Below are 18055 nucleotides of genomic sequence, written 5' to 3' on the forward strand. Positions count from 1 at the left end.
GATCAACACCACGCCGCTGGTGGACATCATGCTGGTGCTGCTGATTCTCTTTATCATCACCATTCCGGTCATGCACCACGCGGTGAAGATCGACTTGCCGCGTGCCACCAGCCAGCCCAACGAAGCAAAACCGCAGACCATCACGATCAGCATCGACACGCTGGGGCAAGTGTACTGGAATGAGCAACCCCTTGACCGGGCCGCCTTGCCGGGGCGCTTTGCCGAGGCGGCAAAGCGCGAACCGCAACCGGAAGTGCACATCCGAGCCGATCGCAAAACGCTCTATGAAAACGTCGTCGAAGTGATGTCAGATGCGCAAGCCAGCGGGCTGAGGCGGATCGGCTTCGTGACTGAACTGATCCCCAATCATCCTTGAGCACAGTGACCCGCGGCCTCGGATCGCTACGCTCGATAGACTTTGCTTTTCCTGTGGAGAGCCTATCGTCGTCTAGGCCGGCATTCTCAAAGGACGAGCTGGTGACAAGGCCCGACACGCCGCACGCCGCGATGAGCGGGATGACGCCGACCTGGTAGCGGAAGAGCGAGACGACCGCCGCTAGCGCGATCATGGCCGATACCCAGTCGAAGTTCCCAGCAAACCCTTGCGGCCATAGCACGTGATAGCCGAAGAACAGCACCAGGTTGAGGATCACGCCGACCACGGCCGCAGTGATCGCGGTCAGCGGCGCGGTGAACTTGAGGTCGCCGTGGGTCGATTCTGCAAGCGGGCTGTCGGTCAGAATGAACAGAAAGGCCTCTTTTGAATTGCGGGTCTTCAGCAAATCGAGTGGGTTGAATCACCAATTTCCGACCTGAGCCGGGTATAGGTCGAGGCCGCCGAGATGAAAGTAGATGGCATTGCGGAAGCGCTCTCGATTGCGAAAGCCCAGCGCCCGGCTCTTCATGCGCTGGATGCGGCTGTTGATGCTCTCGGCATGGCCGTTGTGCACCTTCAAAACGACGGCGTTGATGACGCCCCACAGATGTTTCTTGATGGTCGCAGCCGTTCTTTTTACCGGTTCCAGCCGGCTGCGCACCGCCCAGGCCAGCCAGCGCGCCCAGCCTTTGGCGGCCCAGGTGCGGCTGTTGTAGTGCCACAGGCCCATGGCAAATTCCTTGATGGCCCAGGCACGCGCCGTCTTCAGGCTACTGTCGCGCAATGCACGAAACCGATTCTGCTGCGCGCACGTCCTATTGGCCGGATTGGTGAGCCAGTCATATTTGCTGCCCTTGAGGCAGTCTTCGCCCACGGCCAGCAGGCCGCGATGCTCCTGTCGACGCACCTTGTCCACCGCCTCGCTCAGATACTTTGCGACATGAAACTTATCGAAGGCGATCTTCTCTTCGGCCTGCGGAATGTGCGCCTCGGTGGCGCGGATATAGGCTGGCCACATGTCCATCGCCACCGCCTGGATACGGGCCTTCTGCTCATCGCCCAGCTCGGCGTAGTACGCTGCCAGGCTCTCCGTCTTGCGCTCATCCGCCACGTGCAGCACCACACCACGCTCCTGGTCGGTCACCACCGTCACGTATTCATGGCGCCGGGCAAAAACCGTCTCGTCCACACTCGGATACTGAGGCGAACTCACCTTGCGCCGGGCCATGCCCCGGTTCACTGCGCGTTGCATCACCCTGTCGATGGCATGCTAGCTCAGCTTCAATTGCCGCGCCAACCGCCTGGGTACTCGCCTCTTTCAGCCAGTCGATGATCAGCGCCTCGAACAAAGCCGTGAAGCCCGAACCCGGCTCGGCCCGCGGCACAGACACCGTCACCACGCCGTGCTCCGCACACCGCACCCGCGGCACGTCCGCCTCCAGCACCGTCTTGTACTGGCAGGTATCCAGATGCCGCCATCGGCGCCGCCGGCTGTCATAGCCGGGGCTTGGCCGACCACAGTACGGACACGTCCACGTCGCGCCAGGCTCCGGCACGACGTGAACCCGAACCTCCTCGGCCTCGCGCAGCAACTGCACCTCGGCCACCTTCCACGGCGACCGCAATCCAAGAATCTGGGCGTACAGCTCTATGTCTCTCATGGCTCAACAGGCTAAGCTACCCACTCGATCAGGGGAAGAGCCCCGGAAGAAAATGGAAACCAAGAACAGCAGGAAGCGCTTAACTTCCTGCTTGAAGCGTGACCTGTACGTCGACCGGGTGGCCGTCGCGCAACAGGTTCAATTTCACCGTGTCGCCGACCCGAAAGTCCTCCAGCCGGGAAAGGAGCTTAGCCACGCTGTCCACGGGCTGGTCGTTAATGCCGGTGATGATGTCGCCTGGGACGAAGCGGCCGTCGGGTTGCACCCTTGCCGCTCTGAGCCCCGCGGCTTCCGCGGATGAGCCGGGCGTCACCCGCAACACCAGCACCCCTTCTACGCCCAGGCGCTCGGTCATGACCCGGTTGAGGCCTTCGTCCACCTGGATGCCGAGGGCGGGACGCACATACTTTCCGTGGGCGATGAGCTGGGGCACGACCCGGTTCACGGTGTCCACCGGAACAGCGAAGCCCACCCCGGCGTAGGCCCCCGAAGGGCTATAGATGGCGGTGTTGACGCCGATCAGCCGGCCGGCGGAGTCCAGCAGCGGCCCGCCCGAGTTGCCAGGATTGATGGCGGCATCGGTCTGGATCAAGTGCTCGATGAGACTTTCGCCGTCTCCGGCGGGCAGCGACCGGTCCAGGGCGGAGACGATGCCTGTGGTGAGGGTCCAGTCCAGCCCAAAGGGATTGCCGATGGCGAACACCTTTTGCCCCACTTTGAGGTCGTGGCTCGTGCCGATGAGGACGGGCGGAGGGCGGTTTACGCTTACCCCGATGCGCAATACCGCCAGGTCATGGGCTGGGCTCGCCCCTACCAGAGCGGCGCCGTAGCCCCGGCCGTCGCTCAACTGAACGCGGGCTTCCGAGGCCCCGGCGATCACATGGTAATTGGTCACCACGTGACCGCGCTCGTCCCAGATGAAACCGGATCCAGTGCCTCGGGGGATGGTAAAGATGTTGCGCGTCCACAGGTCCATGACCCGCTCCCGGGTGCTGATGAACACGACCGAGTCCTTGGTTCGCTGGAACAGCTCGATGGTGGCTTTTTCGTCCTCGGCCAGGTCGCCCCTGGGCGTGACTACTCGCGGGGCGGCATTCGTCCTCAGGAAGGTCGATTCGATCCACGGCCAGAACTGCCAGGCGATGAGGGCGAGTGCGGCCACGACGACCAACAAGACCGGCGCAGAAAACGGGGCGAAACCGCGGGTGCGCATGCTGAGCTTGACTCCTTTGAGCGGATGCGGGCAAAGGTGTTCGGGTGTGTCCGGGATTTTGCTTGGACCCTTGCCCGCGTTCAAGGGGGAGCACAGGCTCAGTAGGCCGGCTTTACCCGACGGAAGGCCTTGAGCAGGGCCAGATCATAGAAGATCTTCAGCGCACCGCACGCTACCAGCGGTGCGGCGAGCCACCCGGCGGCGAACAGGGCGCCACCCAGGGAGGGACTCAGCGCCGCGGCCAGGCTCCGGGGTACGGCAGTATAACTCGCCGCTGCGGCCCGTTCTGGCGGGGTGACCACGGCCATGACGTAGGCAGAGCGGACCGGCACGTCCATCTGGGAAAGGGCTGCGCGCAGCAGCAGCAGGCCCAGCGCGACCTCCAGGCGGGAGGCGAAGGCTGCCGAGATGAGGGCCAGGCTGGCGGGGATGTGGGTGAACACCATGGTGTTGAGCAGTCCGATGCGCCGGGCCACCCACGGCGCGGCGAGCTGGGAGAGGGCGGTGAGAAGCCCCGCCCAAAAGAAAAATGCGCCGGCTGCCGTGAGCGAGAGCTGGAAGCGCTGGAACAGCCACAGGGCGAGCAGGGAATGCACCACTAACCCACCAGCGAAGGCGTCCACCGAGAAGAGGGCGGCCAGCTTGACGACGATGGGACGGGAAGGCCCGAGGGGTGCTGGGGCATGAGATGCGCTGTACACTGACGGGCGCGGCAGCCGCGAATACAGCATCCAGATCGCGACACCCGTTGCTCCGTAGACGAGGAACATGATGCGCAACGCGGCCAGGCGGTCAATCCCCAGTCCGGCCAGCCCGTCCGGTATGCCAGCGGCGAGCGCGCCAAGGGCGGCGGCGAGCGCACCGGTCAGGCTGTAGCGGGCGAAAAGCGCGGTGCGGGCGTGGCCCTGGGCGGCCTCCGCCAGGCGGGCGTGCTCCAGGGGCAGGAAGACGCTCACGTCTCCCGAGCTGGGGTTCAAGGTCCCGACAAAGGCAACCACCAGCAGGGGCCAAAAGGCGGACAGGCCGGCGAAGGCCAGCCCCGTGGCGCTCATCAGCAGAGCTGCCACGAGCAAGAGGCTGCGAGGATGGAAACGATGCCCCCAGGCGCCCACTGCCAAGGTGGCGAGGGCCGACCCCAGCAGGGTGGCGGTGCTGAGCAATCCCACCTCCCAGGTGCCAAAGCCCAATGCGAGCAGGTAAGCGGGCAGCAGCACGGCGATGTACCCGTCACAGAGCGCTCGCAAACCCCGTCCGATGAGAAGCAACCGCGCCTCGGGCGCGACGCCGGCGGGCAGGATCACGCTCGCCCGCCCGGGCGGACGGTTTCCTCGAGCGGAGCGATCGCGCACTGGAGATCAAGGACATCCTGGGCCATTGTTGAATGGTAGCGCACTGCGCTGGCTCGAGGTTGGCGGTGGTGCGTGTCGGGGTTGATGGCCTGTTCACGCCTCGGCAGCAGGGTCCGGGGTTGGAACGCCAAGCCCGCCGAAAGGTCCATTCGGGAGGCGGCGCGAGCGACGACGGGCTTGCACTACTGGCTCGCCCCCGGTTCGGCCGCTGGCGCCTGGATCCCGGGTGGAGCGTCGCTTCGAGGCCGTAAAGGATGCCGGTCCAGCGTCCTTCGGTTGCGCTCATGTACTCTCGCGGTACCCCCTCATGGGTCAAGGTGAGATGGCAACCGTCCTTGCGCGGGAGGATATCGACGCTCACGCGGGTGGCGATGTCCGGCCGTTGCTCTAGCCAGAGGCTGAAGACGAGTCGCCTCGGCCGTACGATCTCGATGTATCGGCCGGCGTGCTCGACGTCCCTACCGGCTCTTTGGCCCACGAGGCGGAACGAGCCGCCGACGCGGGCGTCGATCACCACATGCGCCATCGGCCGCGTCGCCGTTGCGAACAGCCACAGGCCGGCGATCTCCGGATCGAGCCAGGCGTCGAACACGCGCCCGGCAGGTGCGCCGTAGCGATGGGCGACGTGGATCGATTGGGCGGAATGAATGTCCATGGCTACAGCGGCTCGAATTTCCTCTCGTCGTCTAGGCGAGATGCTTCATGGGTCCGCAGATGGCCGTTCGGAATGGGCGCAAATCGGTAAAACCCGTTTCTCGGTCGAGGCCGCGCCGACAGTACGCGCGAGAATGCAGACGCGGGACAACAGCTGTGCGCCGCTATCTGCACCCCCGTTTCTGCGGGGGCTCAGCCGCCGCTCAACGCCTGGACGATGATCACTTCCCCGGCCGCGTCCAGCGGCTGCATCAGATCAAAGATCTGCTTGCCGTTCGCGAAGAAGCGCACATGGGGCCGGATCCGCTCCTGCTCGTCGATCATGCGGAAACGAATGCCCGGGTATTGGCGCTCCAGGTCATCGAGGAGGGCAGCAAGGGTGGAACCGCTCGCGTTGACCGTCGATCGCCCCGTGTACGAGCGCAGTGGGCTCGCGATGCGCACTTTCATTGGAGCGTGCACCGTTCAGGCCAGTCCGGCCACTTCCACGGCGTAGATCTCGGGAAAATGCCGCACGATGCACCGCCAACGGCGGCCTTCGTCGCAGCTCATCCACAACTCACCGCTGGTGGTCCCGAAGTACAGCCCCACGGGATCCAGGGTGTCCGCCGCCATCGCCTGGCGCTTCACGGTCCACCAGGCTTGGCGTTGGGGCAGGCCGTGGTCGAGCCGCTGCCAGGTTGCGCCGCCATCGCGGGTTCCATACACCGCAGGAGCTCCGTCGGGACTGGTGCGCGGCCAGACGCTCGTGCCGTCCATCGGGACGACCCACGCCGTGTCCGCGTCCCGGGGGTGGACCACGATGGGAAAGCCGATGTCGCCGACCCGCTCGGGCATGGTCTTGCCGATGCGCACCCACTCGTCGGACGGACGGTCGAGCCGGTAAATGCCGCAATGATTCTGCTGATACAGGCGATCCGGGTTGCTTGGGCACAGGCGCACGCAGTGCGGATCATGGAACGTGGGATCGGTCGCATCGAAGCCTTCCACCACGTCGAGCCCCTTCAGAAGGGGCGTCCAGGTCCGGCCGCCGTCCAGCGACTCGTGCACGCCGCCGCCCGACATGGCGAAGTAGAGGTGCCCGGGATCGCGCGGATCGACGATGATGGAGTGCAGCTTCGGCCCATCGGGGGTGCCGTCCTGCACGGTGCCCATCCATTGCCGGTACCGGGGATCGTCATTGATGCTGGAAAAAGGCGCCCAGGTGATGCCGCCGTCCTCCGAGCGGAATAACCCCTGGGGCGAGGTGCCCGCGTACCAGACGTGCGGTTCGACGGCATGGGCCGGTGTCAGCCAGAACGTCTGGTCCACCACACGGCCCTGCTCACCCTGCGGCGCTTTGGCGAAGGCCGGCGGCCGCGCGGCCTCCTGCCAAGTTCGGCCGAAGTCGGTGGAGCGGAAAATGGTCGGTCCCAAGTGCCCAGTCTTGGCCGCCGCCAACAGCGTCCGTCCGTCCCGCGGGTCGAGCACGAGATGATTGACGATGTGGCCGAGGAAGTGCGGCCCATCGATCCGCCAAGCCTTGCGCGCCTTATCGCCATGGTACAGCCATGCTCCTTTGCGCGTGGCGACCAGCACCACCGTGCGAGCCGGGTTGCGGGTTCGCGTTGCGGTTTTCTCTGGATTGCTCACCATCGATCGCTCCTCCTGGGAAGATTGAGCCGCGCTGCTAGGTCTTCCGGCGATAGCGGACGGTCATGAAATGGTGCTGCCGCCTGTCGTCGTCCAGCCTGTGGGACGGCACCATCCGGTGATCGTCGCTGTTCAGTTCGATTGCGTTTCCGCACTGGTCTGTTTCGCCTTCTGTTGTGCTTCGGCCGCCACTGTCTCCCGGATCGGCCGGATCGGTCGTATCTCGATGCTGCCCACCCGCGCTGGCGGGATCTTGGAAGCGATCTGGATGGCCTCGTTCAGGTCCTGGGCTTCGATCAGGTAGAAGCCGGCGAGCTGCTCCTTGGTTTCGGCGAACGGGCCGTCGGTGACGGAGAGCTTGCCGTTTCTGATCCGAACGGTGGTGGCCGTCTGGACGGATTCGAGGGCTTCCGAGGCGAGGCAGTGGCCGCTCTGGCGGATCGCCGCGTCGTATTCCACGCAGTCCTCGTCTGGCAGCTCGGGCAGCCGCTTCTCGTCGAGATAAACCAGACACAGGTATTTCATCACGCTCTCCTTTTCGGGGCAGGCGGCCCGTGTGCGGACCGGTTATTCCCCACCCGTTTTTGCGCCAAGGGCCGAGCGGTCGCATTTGGCCACCCGTGCGCTGCAGGCCTCGAAGCGCAGGTGCAAGCGGGGCTAGACCTCCTGTCCGTGGGTGGGGTGATAGGCGTACCGGGGCGTGGCGCCTGATTCGCCTATAGTCGTCTGGCGAAGGGTCAAATCGACAACGGTCGGTTAATTTCTCAGCTCGGCCAACCGCCGCTCGAGAAAACGCCGCTGGGGCTCTTGGCGCGTCAAAGCGAGGGCGCGTTCGTAGGCGGCCCGGGCTTCCGCTGCCCTTCCCGCTCGCCGGCACAGCTCCGCCCGGGCCGCGTGGGCGAGGGGGTAGTCGGTGAGATCGCCCCGCGCCACGATCCCGTCGATCAGGGCGAGGCCGGCCTCGGGACCGTCGCGCATCGCCACCGCCACGGCCCGATTGAGCTCCACCACGGGCGAGGGCTCCACCCGCGCGAGCACGTCGTAGAGACCGACGATCTGAGCCCAATCGGTGGCTGCGGCATCGGGCGCTTCGGCGTGTACCGCTGCGATGGCTGCCTGGAGGGTATAGGGCCCGAACCGTCGCGACGCCAAAGCCTGTCTTACCAGCGCCACGCCTTCCGCGATCTGCGCTTGGTTCCACAGGGAGCGGTCCTGATCCTCCAGTAGGATCAGATCCCCTGAACGAGACACGCGGGCGGCGCGCCGGGATTCGTGCAGCAGCATGAGCCCCAGAAGGCCGGCAGCTTCGGGCTCCGGCAACAGCTCGACCAGAAGCCTTCCCAATCGGATCGCCTCGCCCGTGAGATCAGGCCGCATGAGGCAGGCGCCCGCACTGGCGGCGTAGCCCTCGTTGAACACCAAGTAAATGACTCGCAGTACGCTTGCCAGCCGCTCGGGGAGCTCGGCTCGCTCGGGAACCTGATAGGGAATGCGGGCGTTGCGGATCTTGGCTTTGGCGCGCACGATGCGTTGCGCGAGCGTCGGGGCGGGGACTAGGAAAGCGTGGGCGATGGCTTCCGTGGCAAGCCCGCACACCTCCCGCAGGGTGAGGGCCACCTGGGCATCGGGGGGCAAGGCCGGATGGCAGCAGGTGAAGATTAAGCGCAACCGGTCGTCCTCGATGTCTTCCTCGTGGCTCCAGGCCGGCGCGTCTGCAGCGATCGCCTCTACCTGTTCGGCTACCGGGTCTAGGGGGTGAAAGCGTGCGCGCTTGCGTAGGCCGTCGATCGCCTTGAAGCGGCCGGTGGAGACCAGCCACGCCCTGGGATTGGCCGGCATGCCTTCCTGGGGCCATTGTTCCAAAGCGGCTCTGAAGGCATCGTGCAACGCCTCTTCCGCGAGGTCGAAGTCGCCGAGCAGGCGAATCAGGGTGGCGAGCACTCGCCGGGACTCGGCTCGGTAAATCGCCTCCACCACCTCGCGGAGGGATTCGGCCGCCTGTTGGTCTCCCACTTGGCAAATCTCCGTCATCGGTAGCGAGAACTCCAGCGAGACTCTCCACTCGACAATGCCAGCATCGACCAGAATATCAATGTGTACATCGATGGGAAAGATGACCAAGGCCTTGACATGCCTCTAGGGGCGGCCGGAACTCGCCGCGCTCCGCTAGTGGCTTCAATGGACAGAGGAAAATCCCCGCCAGGCGGGATGGTAGGAGATGGCTGGAGACTTGACCGCCATGGGATGGCCGTTTCAGGCCGTTGTGGTCGGCCTGCAAGACCTGCCGATCTTCTAGGGCGGCTTTGCACCAACGGAAAGGTCCAGGATTCCAAGGCGATTCCCCCGGGCAAGTGAGCATGCCCGGGGGGTGCAGTTGAAGCAGCGATAGATCCCTTGGGGCGGGCTCAAGCCAGATCGAAGCGATCGAGATTCATCACCTTGTTCCAGGCGGCGACAAAGTCATGGACAAACTTCTCCTTCGCGTCCGCGCTGCCGTAGACTTCGGCGATCGCTCGCAGCTGGGAGTTCGCTCCGAAGATCAGGTCGACGCGGGTAGCGGTCCATTTGACCTTGCCGGTTTTGCGCTCGCGCACCTCGAATACCTGCTTTTCATCCGACACGGGTACCCATTCGTTATCCATGTCAAGGAGGTTGACGAAGAAATCATTCGTCAGCGCACCAACACGATCGGTAAAGACGCCATGTTTGCTGCCGCCGAAATTCGCACCCATCATGCGCATGCCACCCACCAGGACGGTCATTTCCGGCGCCGACAGCGTGAGCAATTGCGCTTTGTCCACCAGCAGGGCTTCGGGCATTTCCGCCGGCCTGCCTTTGATGTAATTGCGGAAGCCGTCGGCCACGGGCTCCAGCACAGCAAACGATTCGACATCGGTTTGTTCCTGGCTGGCATCGGTGCGGCCGGGCACAAAGGGCACCGTGACTTTTACCCCCGCATTCTTCGCCGCCTGCTCCACCGCAGCGCAACCCGCAAGCACGATCATGTCGGCTAGCGACACCTTCTTGCCATGGGAGGCGGCGGCGCTGAAGTCCTTGCGGATGCCTTCCAGCGTGCTCAGCACCTTGGCCAGCTGCGCGGGCTGGTTCACCTCCCAATCCTTTTGCGGCGCCAGGCGAATGCGCGCGCCGTTGGCTCCGCCCCGCTTGTCCGAGCCACGGAACGTGGCCGCCGACGACCAGGCGGTATAGGCAAGTTCCGAAACCGTAAGACCCGAGGCGAGCACCCTGGCTTTCAAGGCTGCCACATCCTGCGCATCCACCAGTGGATGATCCACCTTCGGTACCGGGTCCTGCCAGATCAAATCCTCTTCTGGCACTTCGGGCCCGAGATAGCGAGTCTTGGGGCCCATGTCGCGGTGGGTCAGCTTGAACCAAGCGCGGGCGAAGGCATCCGCGAACTCCTGCGGGTGTTGGTGGAAATGACGCGCGATCTTCGAATATTCGGGATCGTAACGCATCGCCATGTCGGCGTCGGTCATGATGATCGGCACCTTCTTGGAAGGATCGTGGGCGGCCGGCGCCATGTTGCGATCGCTCGCTTGCTTGGGCGTCCACTGCCACGCGCCCGCCGGACTCTTGGTCAGCTTCCACTCGTTGCCGAACAGCATGTCCAGATAGCTCATATCCCACTTCGTGGGCGTCGGTGTCCACGAGCCTTCCAGACCGCTGCCGATCTGATCGTCCCCTCTACCGCTCTTGTAGCGGGATTTCCAGCCAAGGCCCTGCTGCTCGATGGGGGCGGCTTCGGGCTCAGGCCCCACCAGAGAAGGATCGCCCGCGCCATGACATTTGCCAAACGTATGGCCGCCGGCTGTCAATGCCACGGTTTCGTAATCGTTCATGGCCATGCGGCGGAAGGTTTCGCGCACCATCTGGGCAGAAGCGAGCGGATCGGGTTTGCCGCCCGGCCCTTCAGGGTTCACATAGATGAGGCCCATTTGCACCGCAGCCAAAGGATTCTCGAACTCGCTTGCCTGGGTGCCATGGCGCTGGTCTTCCAGCCATTTGCCTTCCGACCCCCAATAGACCGACTCATCTGGCTCGTATACATCCCGGCGCCCACCGCCAAAGCCAAAAGTCTTGAAGCCCATGGTCTCCAAGGCCACATTGCCCGCCAGGATGATGAGATCAGCCCAAGAAATCTTACGGCCATATTTCTGCTTGATCGGCCACAGCAGGCGGCGAGCCTTGTCGAGGTTCACATTGTCCGGCCAGGAATTGGTGGGCGCGAAACGCTGCTGCCCCAAGCCTGCGCCACCACGGCCGTCGGCGATGCGGTAGGTGCCGGCCGCATGCCAGGCCATGCGGATGAACAGCGGCCCGTAGTGGCCGTAGTCCGCCGGCCACCAGTCCTGCGAGTCGGTCATCAATGCAGCCAGGTCCTTTTTCACTGCCGCAAGATCAAGTGACAAGAATTCCTTCTTGTAGTCGAAGTCGCCGCCCATCGGATCGGTTGCCGGGGCAAACTGGTGCAGGATCTTGAGATTGAGCTGGTTTGGCCACCACTCGCGGTTGGATTTGACTTCACTGGCCGCAGCCGTGGTGTGATGAAAGGGGCATCTCTTCTCGCTTGACATGGCGATTCTCCTCGGTGTAGTTGCCTGAATCAGGGAGCGTTTGCGCTCGTCGACGGCGCGATGACCGACCGTGTACCCGGTCAAGCCACCTGGGCCGGCCGAAAGCGCCGGCCGTTACGGAGTGTTCGCTCTCCGCCGTCTTCCCGACACGCTCGCGTGGGACGCGGGGTTCCCCGGCCTCAGGAATAAGCTTAGGCTCGGCGCAGTAATCGTTCCAATCGTTTGTTTCGTTTGCTACGATAGTTTCTACCTATTACCTACATATCGTCTTTGTCTCTACGACCCCATGAATCTGCGAGATCTCAAATATTTCATTGCGCTCGCTGAGACCCGCCATTTCGGACAGGCCGCGCGACGCAGTTTCGTCACCCAGCCGACGCTCTCCGGCCAGATCAAGAAGCTCGAGGAAGAACTGGGAGTTGCGCTGTTCGAGCGCACCAAGAAGACCGTGGCGCTCACCGCCATTGGAGAGGCATTGCTGCCCCATGCGCGGCGGACGGTTGAGGAGGCCGAAGCGCTCGTCCGGCTCGCGCATGCCGGGCGCGAGCCGCTCGCTGGGCCGTTGCGTCTCGGTGCGATTCCGACCCTAAGCCCCTATCTGATGCCGCTGGTGCTCGCACCGCTCCAGCGCAGACACCCGCAACTGAAGCTGGTTCTTACTGAAGAGCTGACCGGACGCTTGCTCGAACGGCTGCGCCATCACGAGCTCGACGCCGCGCTCATCGCCACGCCGATCAAGGATCCGGAGCTCACGGCGCGTGCTCTGTTCGAGGAGCCGTTCTGGCTGGCGCTGCCGTGCCGCCATCCGCTGTGCACTCAGGACACGATCGAACGCCGTGACCTCGCTCGCCTCGAATTGCTGCTGCTCGCCGAAGGGCACTGTCTGACGGAACAGGCGATGAAAGTCTGTCGCATGGACGCGAGCGCACGCAGCGGCGCGCAAGCGGACTTGCGCGCCGCGAGCCTCGACACCCTGCTGCAGCTCGTCGGCGCGGGCATGGGAGCAACCCTGGTGCCGGCGCTTGCGTTGCGCAGCGTCGGCACGGGGGTAGTCGCGCGCCCCCTCGAACTACGGGACGCGCGGCGGCGCGTGGTGCTGGTGTGGCGCACGAGCTTTCCCAGGACCGAGGCGATCGAGGCAATCGCCGAGGTCATCCGCGCGAACCTTCCTAATACGGTGCGGGCGCTCGGCGCTGGACCGCAGCGCGGCGCTAGAAGACAGGCTGAGGCGCGGGCGGCTCATTCTTAGGACGGCGTCGCCTGGCTTACGCAAACCAGGCGCGCCATCCATGCGTTTCCACCGTGCCTTTTAGGCGCGCATCCTCGGAGGGAGCCCGCCCCTCAGGCCCACCCCGCCGAGTGGGTTCGCCGACCGAATTTCCTCGGACGAGGCCAGGAATTGACGTCCGAGATCAGCCGTTATATCGTTTTAATCATAACGCTATCGGGAGAGGAGAGGCGATGCCGCTCGCACGCCGTATCGGGGCCGCGGTAGTGGCACTATTGTGTGTTACCTCGTCCCCTGCCCAGGGATTACCCACCGTCGCAGCTGCTGCTGACCTGAAGTTCGCGCTGACCGAAATTGCCGAGCATTTCAGACGCGAGACAGGCCGCGCGGTGAAGCTCACCTTCGGCTCCTCCGGCACTTTCAAGACCCAGATCGAGAACGGTGCGCCCTTCGAGCTGTTTCTCTCCGCCGACGAGAACTACGTGTTACAACTTGCCGACAAGGGCCTGGTACGCGACCGGGGAACCCTCTATGCCGTCGGTCGGATCGTGCTTTTCGCTCCCCATGGCTCGCCCCTGAAGGTCGATGGCGAGTTGAAAGGACTGAAGACTGCGCTCGCGGAGGGGCAGATCCGGCGTTTTGCCATTGCCAATCCCGAGCACGCGCCCTATGGCCGGGCGGCCCGAGCCGCTTTGCAGCATGCCGGCCTGTGGGCAGGCATCGAAAAGACGCTGGTGCTCGGTGAAAATGCCGCCCAGGCGGCCCAGTTTGCCGCCTCGGGCTCGAGCCAGGGCGGGATCATTCCCCTGTCCCTGTCCAAGGCGCCCGAGGTCGCCAGACTCGGCCGTTTCGCCCTCATCCCAGCCGAATGGCACGCGATCGAGCCTTTGCGCCAGCGTATGGTGCTCACGGCCAAAGCGGGCGAGACAGCCGCCATCTTTTATCGCTACCTGCAGCAGCCCGCGGCCCGCGAGGTTTTCGTGCGCTACGGCTTCGTGCTGCCGGAGGAGGCCACGAAGTAATCCCATGGACTGGCAGGCCATTGTCTTGTCGCTACGGCTGGCGGTCGTTACCCTTTTCGTCCTGTTGCCCCTGGCGGTCGCCGTGGCGTGGTGGCTGGCGGTGACCTCCTTCAAGGGCAAGGCGTGGATCGAGGGCGTGCTGGCGCTGCCCTTGGTGCTACCACCCACGGTGATCGGCTACTATCTGCTGGTGGCCATGGGCAGCCACACCTGGTTAGGCCAGCTCTATGAGCGCCTGGTCGGCCATACCTTGGCCTTCAGCTTCACCGGTCTGGTGGTCGCCTCGGTCATCTTCAACATCCCTTTCGCAGTGCAGCCGATCCAACGCGCCTTCGAAGCCATTCCAAGGCAGATCCGCGAGGCAGCCCAGTGCTGCGGGCTGACGTTCTGGCAGGCATTGCGCAAGATCGAGCTGCCACTCGCCTGGCCGGGCATCCTCTCGGCGGCGGTGATGACCTTTGCACACACCCTGGGAGAATTCGGCGTGGTTTTGATGGTGGGGGGCAACATCCCCGGCGAGACCCGGACGGTGGCGATTTCCATCTATGACAAGGTCCAGGCCTTTGATCTCCAAGCGGCCGGGCAGATGGCGCTGCTCCTGCTCCTCGTCTCCCTGGTCACCATCGCGGTGAGCTATGGTTTCGTCGCCCGCCTGATGCAGCGGCGCCGACCCGCCGGCGCCTAGGGGCCGGTATCGGGTTGCGCCCTGGCTGGGCGCGTCGATTGTTATCGTATTGATTCCGTGCATCGTTTTTTTTTGGTCGCTCCACCCGTCAGGGCTTGGGGGTGTCCGGCCCGCCGGTCGACCGCGGCGACCCAGGGGAACCGAATCCAATGGGTGCCAAAGAATCAGTCACTTGAGCGGTCGCTCGATCGGGATCGGTCGTTTTCGGCCCCTGGCTTTCGTACAAAAGTTCGGCCATCGTGCCGCTTTGCGGGAGACTGCCTACCGATGCTTGTCTAAAATAAACATATAAGCTGTCCGGCTCGGCGGCAGGAAAAGATGCGTTTTTTCCGGTAGTCTCTGTCGCCCTCATTAATGCTCTTGCCCGGGCGGGTTCTCGTTCGATGCGCGAGCTGATCCTGGTGTTGATGACGTGGATTGCGGCACATACCGGGCTGCCCGTCCCCGATCGTCCTCCTGAGGTGGTATTCACCGCCCACTGCGAGATTCAACGGCTTGCCTTTGCAGGAAAAAGGCCATGCAGCGAGACGGAGGGCGCCGTAGCGGCTTACGACCATAGAACCCGAACGATTTATCTGCCGCGCAACTGGTCCCAGGACAATGTTTATCACGTGAGCATGCTGTTGCACGAGCTGGTCCACCATATGCAGGCCGAGGAAGGGTTGCACATGGGCGTGCCCGGCATTTGCCCCGGGCGCGACCTCGAGCAGCCGGCCTATTCCGCCCAGATCGCCTGGTTGAAGGAGAAGGGAGTTGAAGAGCCGCTGGCCATGATGGGCATGAATGCGCTGTACCTCGTCATGGTCACGTCTTGCCGGCATGGCAATTGATGCCCAGAGGAGAAGGTCGATGCGTTCCCCTAGTCTGGCGGTCGGGTTTGCCTTGATGCTATTTGTGCTTCCCGCCGGGGCGGCGGAGCCGGTGGATTGGGATGGCTTGGGGCTCGTGGCGATTGATGGGACGCCCTTCCCGAAGGGGACCTTCGCCCATAAAGTGGTGTTGCTGGTCAACACCGCCTCTTTCTGTGGTTACACCCCGCAATACAAGGGATTACAGGCGCTCTGGGAGCGCTACCGCGGCCGTGGCCTGGTGGTGCTGGGCGTGCCCTCCAACGATTTCGGCAACCAGGAGCCGGGCAGTGAGGCCAAGATCAAGGAATTCTGCGAGGTGAATTTTGGTGTCACGTTCCCCATGACCACCAAGCAGCGGGTACGAGGGCCGGAGGCCCATCCCCTGTACCGTTGGGCGGCCCGGGCCCATGCTGAGGCGGTGCCTCGGTGGAATTTCCACAAGCTGCTCGTTGGCCGCGATGGCCGCTTGCTAGCAGCGTTCCCCAGTCAAGTGGAACCCACCTCGCCCCAGCTCATCGAGGCGATCGAGCGTGCGCTCCACTGAGCTTCACAAGGTCCTTGCTCGCCCCCTTTTCCGGATGGGAGGCCAGCCGATGGGCCCAGCGGGTGGTCTCCGGCAAGCGGTAGCGGGTGAGGCAGCTCAGCACATAGCGCAGGGCTGTCTCCAGGCTCACTCGATGGCCTGCCGAAACGTAAATGGGTGCTACGCCCGCACGGCTGCGTAGCGCTGCCCCCACTACTTCCCCGCGATCGATCAGCGGGCGCCACGCACCTCGCTCGTCCGGGACGGGCTCGTGCCCGCCGATCAGGAGGGTCTTCGCTACCCCGATGGTGGGCAGGTCGCAGACGATTCCTAGGTGGGAAGCGAGACCCAGACGGCGGGGATGGGCGTAACCCTGGCCGTCACACAACAGCAGCTGAGGTATTTTCTCCAGCTTTTCGAGTGCCTGTAGCACGACGGGAATTTCCCGGAAAGAGAGGAGGCCCGGCACGTAGGGAAAGGCGACTGGCGCTCGAGCCACGGCGTAGTCCAGGGGCGCCAGGCCGGGATAGCCCAGGACTACGACCGCGGCCCGCGCCATGCGGCCTTGGTCCTCGAAGCCCACGTCGACGCCGCCCACCGCGCTTACTTCCGCCAGCCGGTCGTGCAGTTCCACCCGCTTCCGCAGTGTCTCTTGCAGGCGCATGGCGTCCCGGGGTGCCAGATCCCAAGGATGGGAAAGGGACGCGCGCAGAGGGGACATCGGCAGGCTTGATCGTGGAAACGTGGCGTTTTTTACTTTATCACGAGCGGGAGGCTTTTCCGGCGACGTCCATGACCAAAGGCTACTCCCATGTGGTGGGGTTCGACGATGGACCTTTCGAACCGGGCCATCGAGGCGATGTGCTGCTGGTGGGGGCGGTCTACGGCGGGCCCAGGCTTGTGGGTGTGCTCTGCGGCAAGGTGCGCCGGGACGGGACAAACGCCACCCGGGTGATCGTCGATCTGGTGCGGGACTCCCGGTTCTTTCCCCAGCTCCAGCTGGTGCTGCTGCAAGGCATCGCGGTGGCGGGATTCAACGTGGTGGATCTGCCCGAGCTGCATCGGCGCCTGGGCCTTCCGGTGATCGCTGTGGTTCGGCGACCGCCCAACCTCGAGGCGGTTCGCCGGGCGCTTCTCGAGCGCGTTCCCGGAGGGCAGCGCAAGTGGGCCCGGGTCGAAGCGGCCGGCCCCATCGAGCGGATCGAGGGGCTGTACGTGCAGCGGGCGGGCCTCGGGGCGGACGCGGCAGCGCGAGCGCTACGCCGGCTCGTGCTCTGTGGGACGCTGCCCGAGCCCTTGCGGGTCGCCCATCTCATCGCCGGCGGACTTGTTCATGGGGAGAGTCGGCATCGACCTTGACGGAAGGAGGCCCCCCGCTCGTGCCCGCTGGTAAGGCCCGTATCGACCCGGCCAGGGGTGTAGCTCCGGCAGCCCGGGGGGAAGCTGTTCGTGCTGGCCGATTACCAGGAGTCCGGCTCCATCGAGGCGTTCCACCATCTGCCGACCGACCGCAGCGTGAAGGGCGGTGTCGAAGTAGGTGAAGACCAGGTGGCGGCAGAAACCGTCCAGCACCTCCCACTCCGAAGGGTAGGAGGCGAGATGCCGGATGTAGGCGGCGGCACCGGAAAGCCCTAGCGCATCCAGACGGCTGCGCAGGCGCCGGTATACCTGTTGCCGCACCTTGCGGAAACCGGCCCAGCGGTAGCCCAACTGGGGCAGGGCCCACTGGAGAAACTGGGTGCACCCCTGGTCGCTCACAGCCGCTCGCCTGCCTCCTTGACCTCTAGTGCGGCCGCTCCTCGGGGGTGGAGGCGAGGCGCTCTCGGGCCCAATCCAGGATCGGGCGCAGCCGCGGCGGCAGAAGCTTCCTGGCTTCCTCGAAGCGTGCCCAGCGGAATTCGTGATGCTCCGGACGTCCCAGCTCCGGAGAGACGGGAAGCGCCACGGGAGCGCCCGGGGACTCGGCCAAGTAGAAGCGGGCGATCTTGCCTGCGGCGTAGGGTTCAGTCTCCCGGTACTCCTCTCCCCAGGGAAAACGCAGATCGTCCAAGGAAGTCTCCTCCTTCACTTCACGCACCGCGGCCTGGAGCGGTCCTTCCCCCGGCCGGGGCAAGCCTTTTGGGAAATCCCAGTGGCGGTAGGCCCGCAGCACCAGGAAGCGCCAGCCATCGTCCCGATGCCGGACCACAACCGCGCCCGCGGAGAATTTACCCCGTTCTGTCATGGGAAGCCTTCGCGTCCGTTCCAGGCCCGACTCTGTGGC

Annotated in this window: 20 protein-coding genes and 1 pseudogene; 7 read left to right on the forward strand and 14 right to left on the reverse strand. The window is 64.5% G+C overall.

Translation table 11 applies throughout. From position 1 onward, the window contains the following. Position 1: 1 nt before the first annotated feature. Positions 2-376, forward strand: a complete 375-nt coding sequence (locus V7Q81_RS08300) for an ExbD/TolR family protein (protein ID WP_333841938.1) — start codon at positions 2-4, stop codon at positions 374-376. 106 nt (positions 377-482) lie between these two features. On the opposite strand, the pseudogene V7Q81_RS08305 reads toward V7Q81_RS08300, so the two are convergent. The 11 genes and pseudogenes from V7Q81_RS08305 to katG all read right to left on the reverse strand — a co-directional run. Continuing rightward, a pseudogene (locus V7Q81_RS08305) lies at positions 483-755 on the reverse strand (chromate transporter); the annotation flags it as partial. 42 nt (positions 756-797) lie between these two features. Beyond that, the gene (locus V7Q81_RS08310; protein ID WP_333841941.1) at positions 798-1604 is read right to left on the reverse strand and encodes an ISL3 family transposase; all 807 of its coding nucleotides are present in this window, start codon (positions 1602-1604) and stop codon (positions 798-800) included. Next, complete coding sequence (locus V7Q81_RS08315; protein WP_333841944.1) at positions 1534-2037, reverse strand: transposase family protein; 504 nt, start codon at positions 2035-2037, stop codon at positions 1534-1536. The genes V7Q81_RS08310 and V7Q81_RS08315 overlap by 71 nt, the downstream gene beginning before the upstream one ends. 79 nt (positions 2038-2116) lie before the next feature. Beyond that, on the reverse strand, positions 2117-3250 hold the full coding sequence (locus V7Q81_RS08320; protein WP_333841947.1) for a S1C family serine protease: 1134 nt from the start codon (positions 3248-3250) through the stop codon (positions 2117-2119). A 98-nt stretch (positions 3251-3348) separates the two neighbouring features. Further along, complete coding sequence (locus tag V7Q81_RS08325) at positions 3349-4551, reverse strand: MFS transporter (RefSeq protein ID WP_333841950.1); 1203 nt, start codon at positions 4549-4551, stop codon at positions 3349-3351. After that, positions 4478-5254: an SRPBCC family protein gene (locus tag V7Q81_RS08330; RefSeq protein ID WP_333841953.1), complete on the reverse strand. Its 777-nt coding sequence runs from the start codon at positions 5252-5254 to the stop codon at positions 4478-4480. The genes V7Q81_RS08325 and V7Q81_RS08330 overlap by 74 nt, the downstream gene beginning before the upstream one ends. Before the next feature lie 191 nt (positions 5255-5445). After that, positions 5446-5703 carry a MoaD/ThiS family protein gene (locus V7Q81_RS08335; protein ID WP_333841955.1) on the reverse strand — a complete coding sequence of 86 codons (258 nt, stop codon included), beginning with the start codon at positions 5701-5703 and terminating at the stop codon, positions 5446-5448. A 15-nt stretch (positions 5704-5718) separates the two neighbouring features. After that, positions 5719-6888 (reverse strand): WD40/YVTN/BNR-like repeat-containing protein, encoded by a 1170-nt coding sequence (locus V7Q81_RS08340; RefSeq protein WP_333841957.1) that lies wholly within the window; start codon positions 6886-6888, stop codon positions 5719-5721. 129 nt (positions 6889-7017) lie between these two features. Next, entirely contained in the window at positions 7018-7410 is a 393-nt protein-coding gene (locus tag V7Q81_RS08345; protein ID WP_333841959.1) for a YciI family protein, read from the reverse strand. Between the two features lie 231 nt (positions 7411-7641). Continuing rightward, positions 7642-8916, reverse strand: a complete 1275-nt coding sequence (locus V7Q81_RS08350) for an RNA polymerase sigma factor (RefSeq protein ID WP_333841962.1) — start codon at positions 8914-8916, stop codon at positions 7642-7644. Between the two features lie 374 nt (positions 8917-9290). Next, a complete protein-coding gene (gene katG / locus V7Q81_RS08355) occupies positions 9291-11483 on the reverse strand; it encodes a catalase/peroxidase HPI (RefSeq protein WP_333841964.1) in 2193 nt (730 codons plus the stop codon). A gap of 286 nt (positions 11484-11769) precedes the next feature. On the opposite strand from katG, the gene V7Q81_RS08360 reads away from it, so the two are divergent. The 5 genes from V7Q81_RS08360 to V7Q81_RS08380 all read left to right on the forward strand — a co-directional run bounded on the left by V7Q81_RS08360 (position 11770) and on the right by V7Q81_RS08380 (position 15813). Then, the gene (locus tag V7Q81_RS08360; RefSeq protein ID WP_333841966.1) at positions 11770-12732 is read left to right on the forward strand and encodes a hydrogen peroxide-inducible genes activator; all 963 of its coding nucleotides are present in this window, start codon (positions 11770-11772) and stop codon (positions 12730-12732) included. 212 nt (positions 12733-12944) lie between these two features. After that, entirely contained in the window at positions 12945-13733 is a 789-nt protein-coding gene (gene modA / locus V7Q81_RS08365) for a molybdate ABC transporter substrate-binding protein (protein ID WP_333841969.1), read from the forward strand. Positions 13734-13737: 4 nt separating this feature from the next. Beyond that, positions 13738-14418 (forward strand): molybdate ABC transporter permease subunit, encoded by a 681-nt coding sequence (modB, locus tag V7Q81_RS08370; protein ID WP_333841972.1) that lies wholly within the window; start codon positions 13738-13740, stop codon positions 14416-14418. A gap of 350 nt (positions 14419-14768) precedes the next feature. Further along, entirely contained in the window at positions 14769-15248 is a 480-nt protein-coding gene (locus V7Q81_RS08375) for a DUF6647 family protein (RefSeq protein WP_333841984.1), read from the forward strand. A 19-nt stretch (positions 15249-15267) separates the two neighbouring features. Then, positions 15268-15813 carry a glutathione peroxidase gene (locus V7Q81_RS08380; RefSeq protein WP_333841974.1) on the forward strand — a complete coding sequence of 182 codons (546 nt, stop codon included), beginning with the start codon at positions 15268-15270 and terminating at the stop codon, positions 15811-15813. Here the strand turns inward: V7Q81_RS08380 and nfi are convergent. After that, complete coding sequence (nfi, locus tag V7Q81_RS08385) at positions 15782-16513, reverse strand: deoxyribonuclease V (protein WP_333841976.1); 732 nt, start codon at positions 16511-16513, stop codon at positions 15782-15784. The genes V7Q81_RS08380 and nfi overlap by 32 nt on opposite strands. A 71-nt stretch (positions 16514-16584) precedes the next feature. Between nfi and V7Q81_RS08390 the strand changes: the two genes are divergently transcribed. Further along, positions 16585-17151, forward strand: a complete 567-nt coding sequence (locus tag V7Q81_RS08390) for an endonuclease dU (protein WP_333841978.1) — start codon at positions 16585-16587, stop codon at positions 17149-17151. Here V7Q81_RS08390 and V7Q81_RS08395 read toward each other — a convergent pair. Beyond that, positions 17050-17550 carry a hypothetical protein gene (locus V7Q81_RS08395; RefSeq protein ID WP_333841981.1) on the reverse strand — a complete coding sequence of 167 codons (501 nt, stop codon included), beginning with the start codon at positions 17548-17550 and terminating at the stop codon, positions 17050-17052. The genes V7Q81_RS08390 and V7Q81_RS08395 overlap by 102 nt on opposite strands. Positions 17551-17575: 25 nt before the next feature. After that, positions 17576-18016 (reverse strand): bis(5'-nucleosyl)-tetraphosphatase, encoded by a 441-nt coding sequence (locus V7Q81_RS08400; RefSeq protein ID WP_333841987.1) that lies wholly within the window; start codon positions 18014-18016, stop codon positions 17576-17578. Between the last annotated feature and the right edge of the window lie 39 nt (positions 18017-18055).

This window comes from Pelomicrobium sp. (genome assembly GCF_036803785.1).
Taxonomy (GTDB): domain Bacteria; phylum Pseudomonadota; class Gammaproteobacteria; order Burkholderiales; family UBA6910; genus Pelomicrobium.

Excerpts from the sequence above, each read along its gene's own strand:
- katG (WP_333841964.1), bottom strand. The coding sequence starts at position 11,483 with ATGTCAAGCGAGAAGAGATGCCCCTTTCATCACACCACGGCTGCGGCC.
- modB (WP_333841972.1), top strand. The coding sequence starts at position 13,738 with ATGGACTGGCAGGCCATTGTCTTGTCGCTACGGCTGGCGGTCGTTACC.
- V7Q81_RS08345 (WP_333841959.1), bottom strand. The coding sequence starts at position 7,410 with ATGAAATACCTGTGTCTGGTTTATCTCGACGAGAAGCGGCTGCCCGAG.
- V7Q81_RS08360 (WP_333841966.1), top strand. The coding sequence starts at position 11,770 with ATGAATCTGCGAGATCTCAAATATTTCATTGCGCTCGCTGAGACCCGC.
- V7Q81_RS08380 (WP_333841974.1), top strand. The coding sequence starts at position 15,268 with ATGCGTTCCCCTAGTCTGGCGGTCGGGTTTGCCTTGATGCTATTTGTG.
- V7Q81_RS08390 (WP_333841978.1), top strand. The coding sequence starts at position 16,585 with ATGACCAAAGGCTACTCCCATGTGGTGGGGTTCGACGATGGACCTTTC.
- V7Q81_RS08330 (WP_333841953.1), bottom strand. The coding sequence starts at position 5,254 with ATGGACATTCATTCCGCCCAATCGATCCACGTCGCCCATCGCTACGGC.
- V7Q81_RS08310 (WP_333841941.1), bottom strand. The coding sequence starts at position 1,604 with ATGGCCCGGCGCAAGGTGAGTTCGCCTCAGTATCCGAGTGTGGACGAG.
- nfi (WP_333841976.1), bottom strand. The coding sequence starts at position 16,513 with ATGTCCCCTCTGCGCGCGTCCCTTTCCCATCCTTGGGATCTGGCACCC.
- V7Q81_RS08340 (WP_333841957.1), bottom strand. The coding sequence starts at position 6,888 with ATGGTGAGCAATCCAGAGAAAACCGCAACGCGAACCCGCAACCCGGCT.
- V7Q81_RS08335 (WP_333841955.1), bottom strand. The coding sequence starts at position 5,703 with ATGAAAGTGCGCATCGCGAGCCCACTGCGCTCGTACACGGGGCGATCG.
- V7Q81_RS08320 (WP_333841947.1), bottom strand. The coding sequence starts at position 3,250 with ATGCGCACCCGCGGTTTCGCCCCGTTTTCTGCGCCGGTCTTGTTGGTC.
- V7Q81_RS08350 (WP_333841962.1), bottom strand. The coding sequence starts at position 8,916 with ATGACGGAGATTTGCCAAGTGGGAGACCAACAGGCGGCCGAATCCCTC.
- modA (WP_333841969.1), top strand. The coding sequence starts at position 12,945 with ATGCCGCTCGCACGCCGTATCGGGGCCGCGGTAGTGGCACTATTGTGT.
- V7Q81_RS08315 (WP_333841944.1), bottom strand. The coding sequence starts at position 2,037 with ATGAGAGACATAGAGCTGTACGCCCAGATTCTTGGATTGCGGTCGCCG.
- V7Q81_RS08400 (WP_333841987.1), bottom strand. The coding sequence starts at position 18,016 with ATGACAGAACGGGGTAAATTCTCCGCGGGCGCGGTTGTGGTCCGGCAT.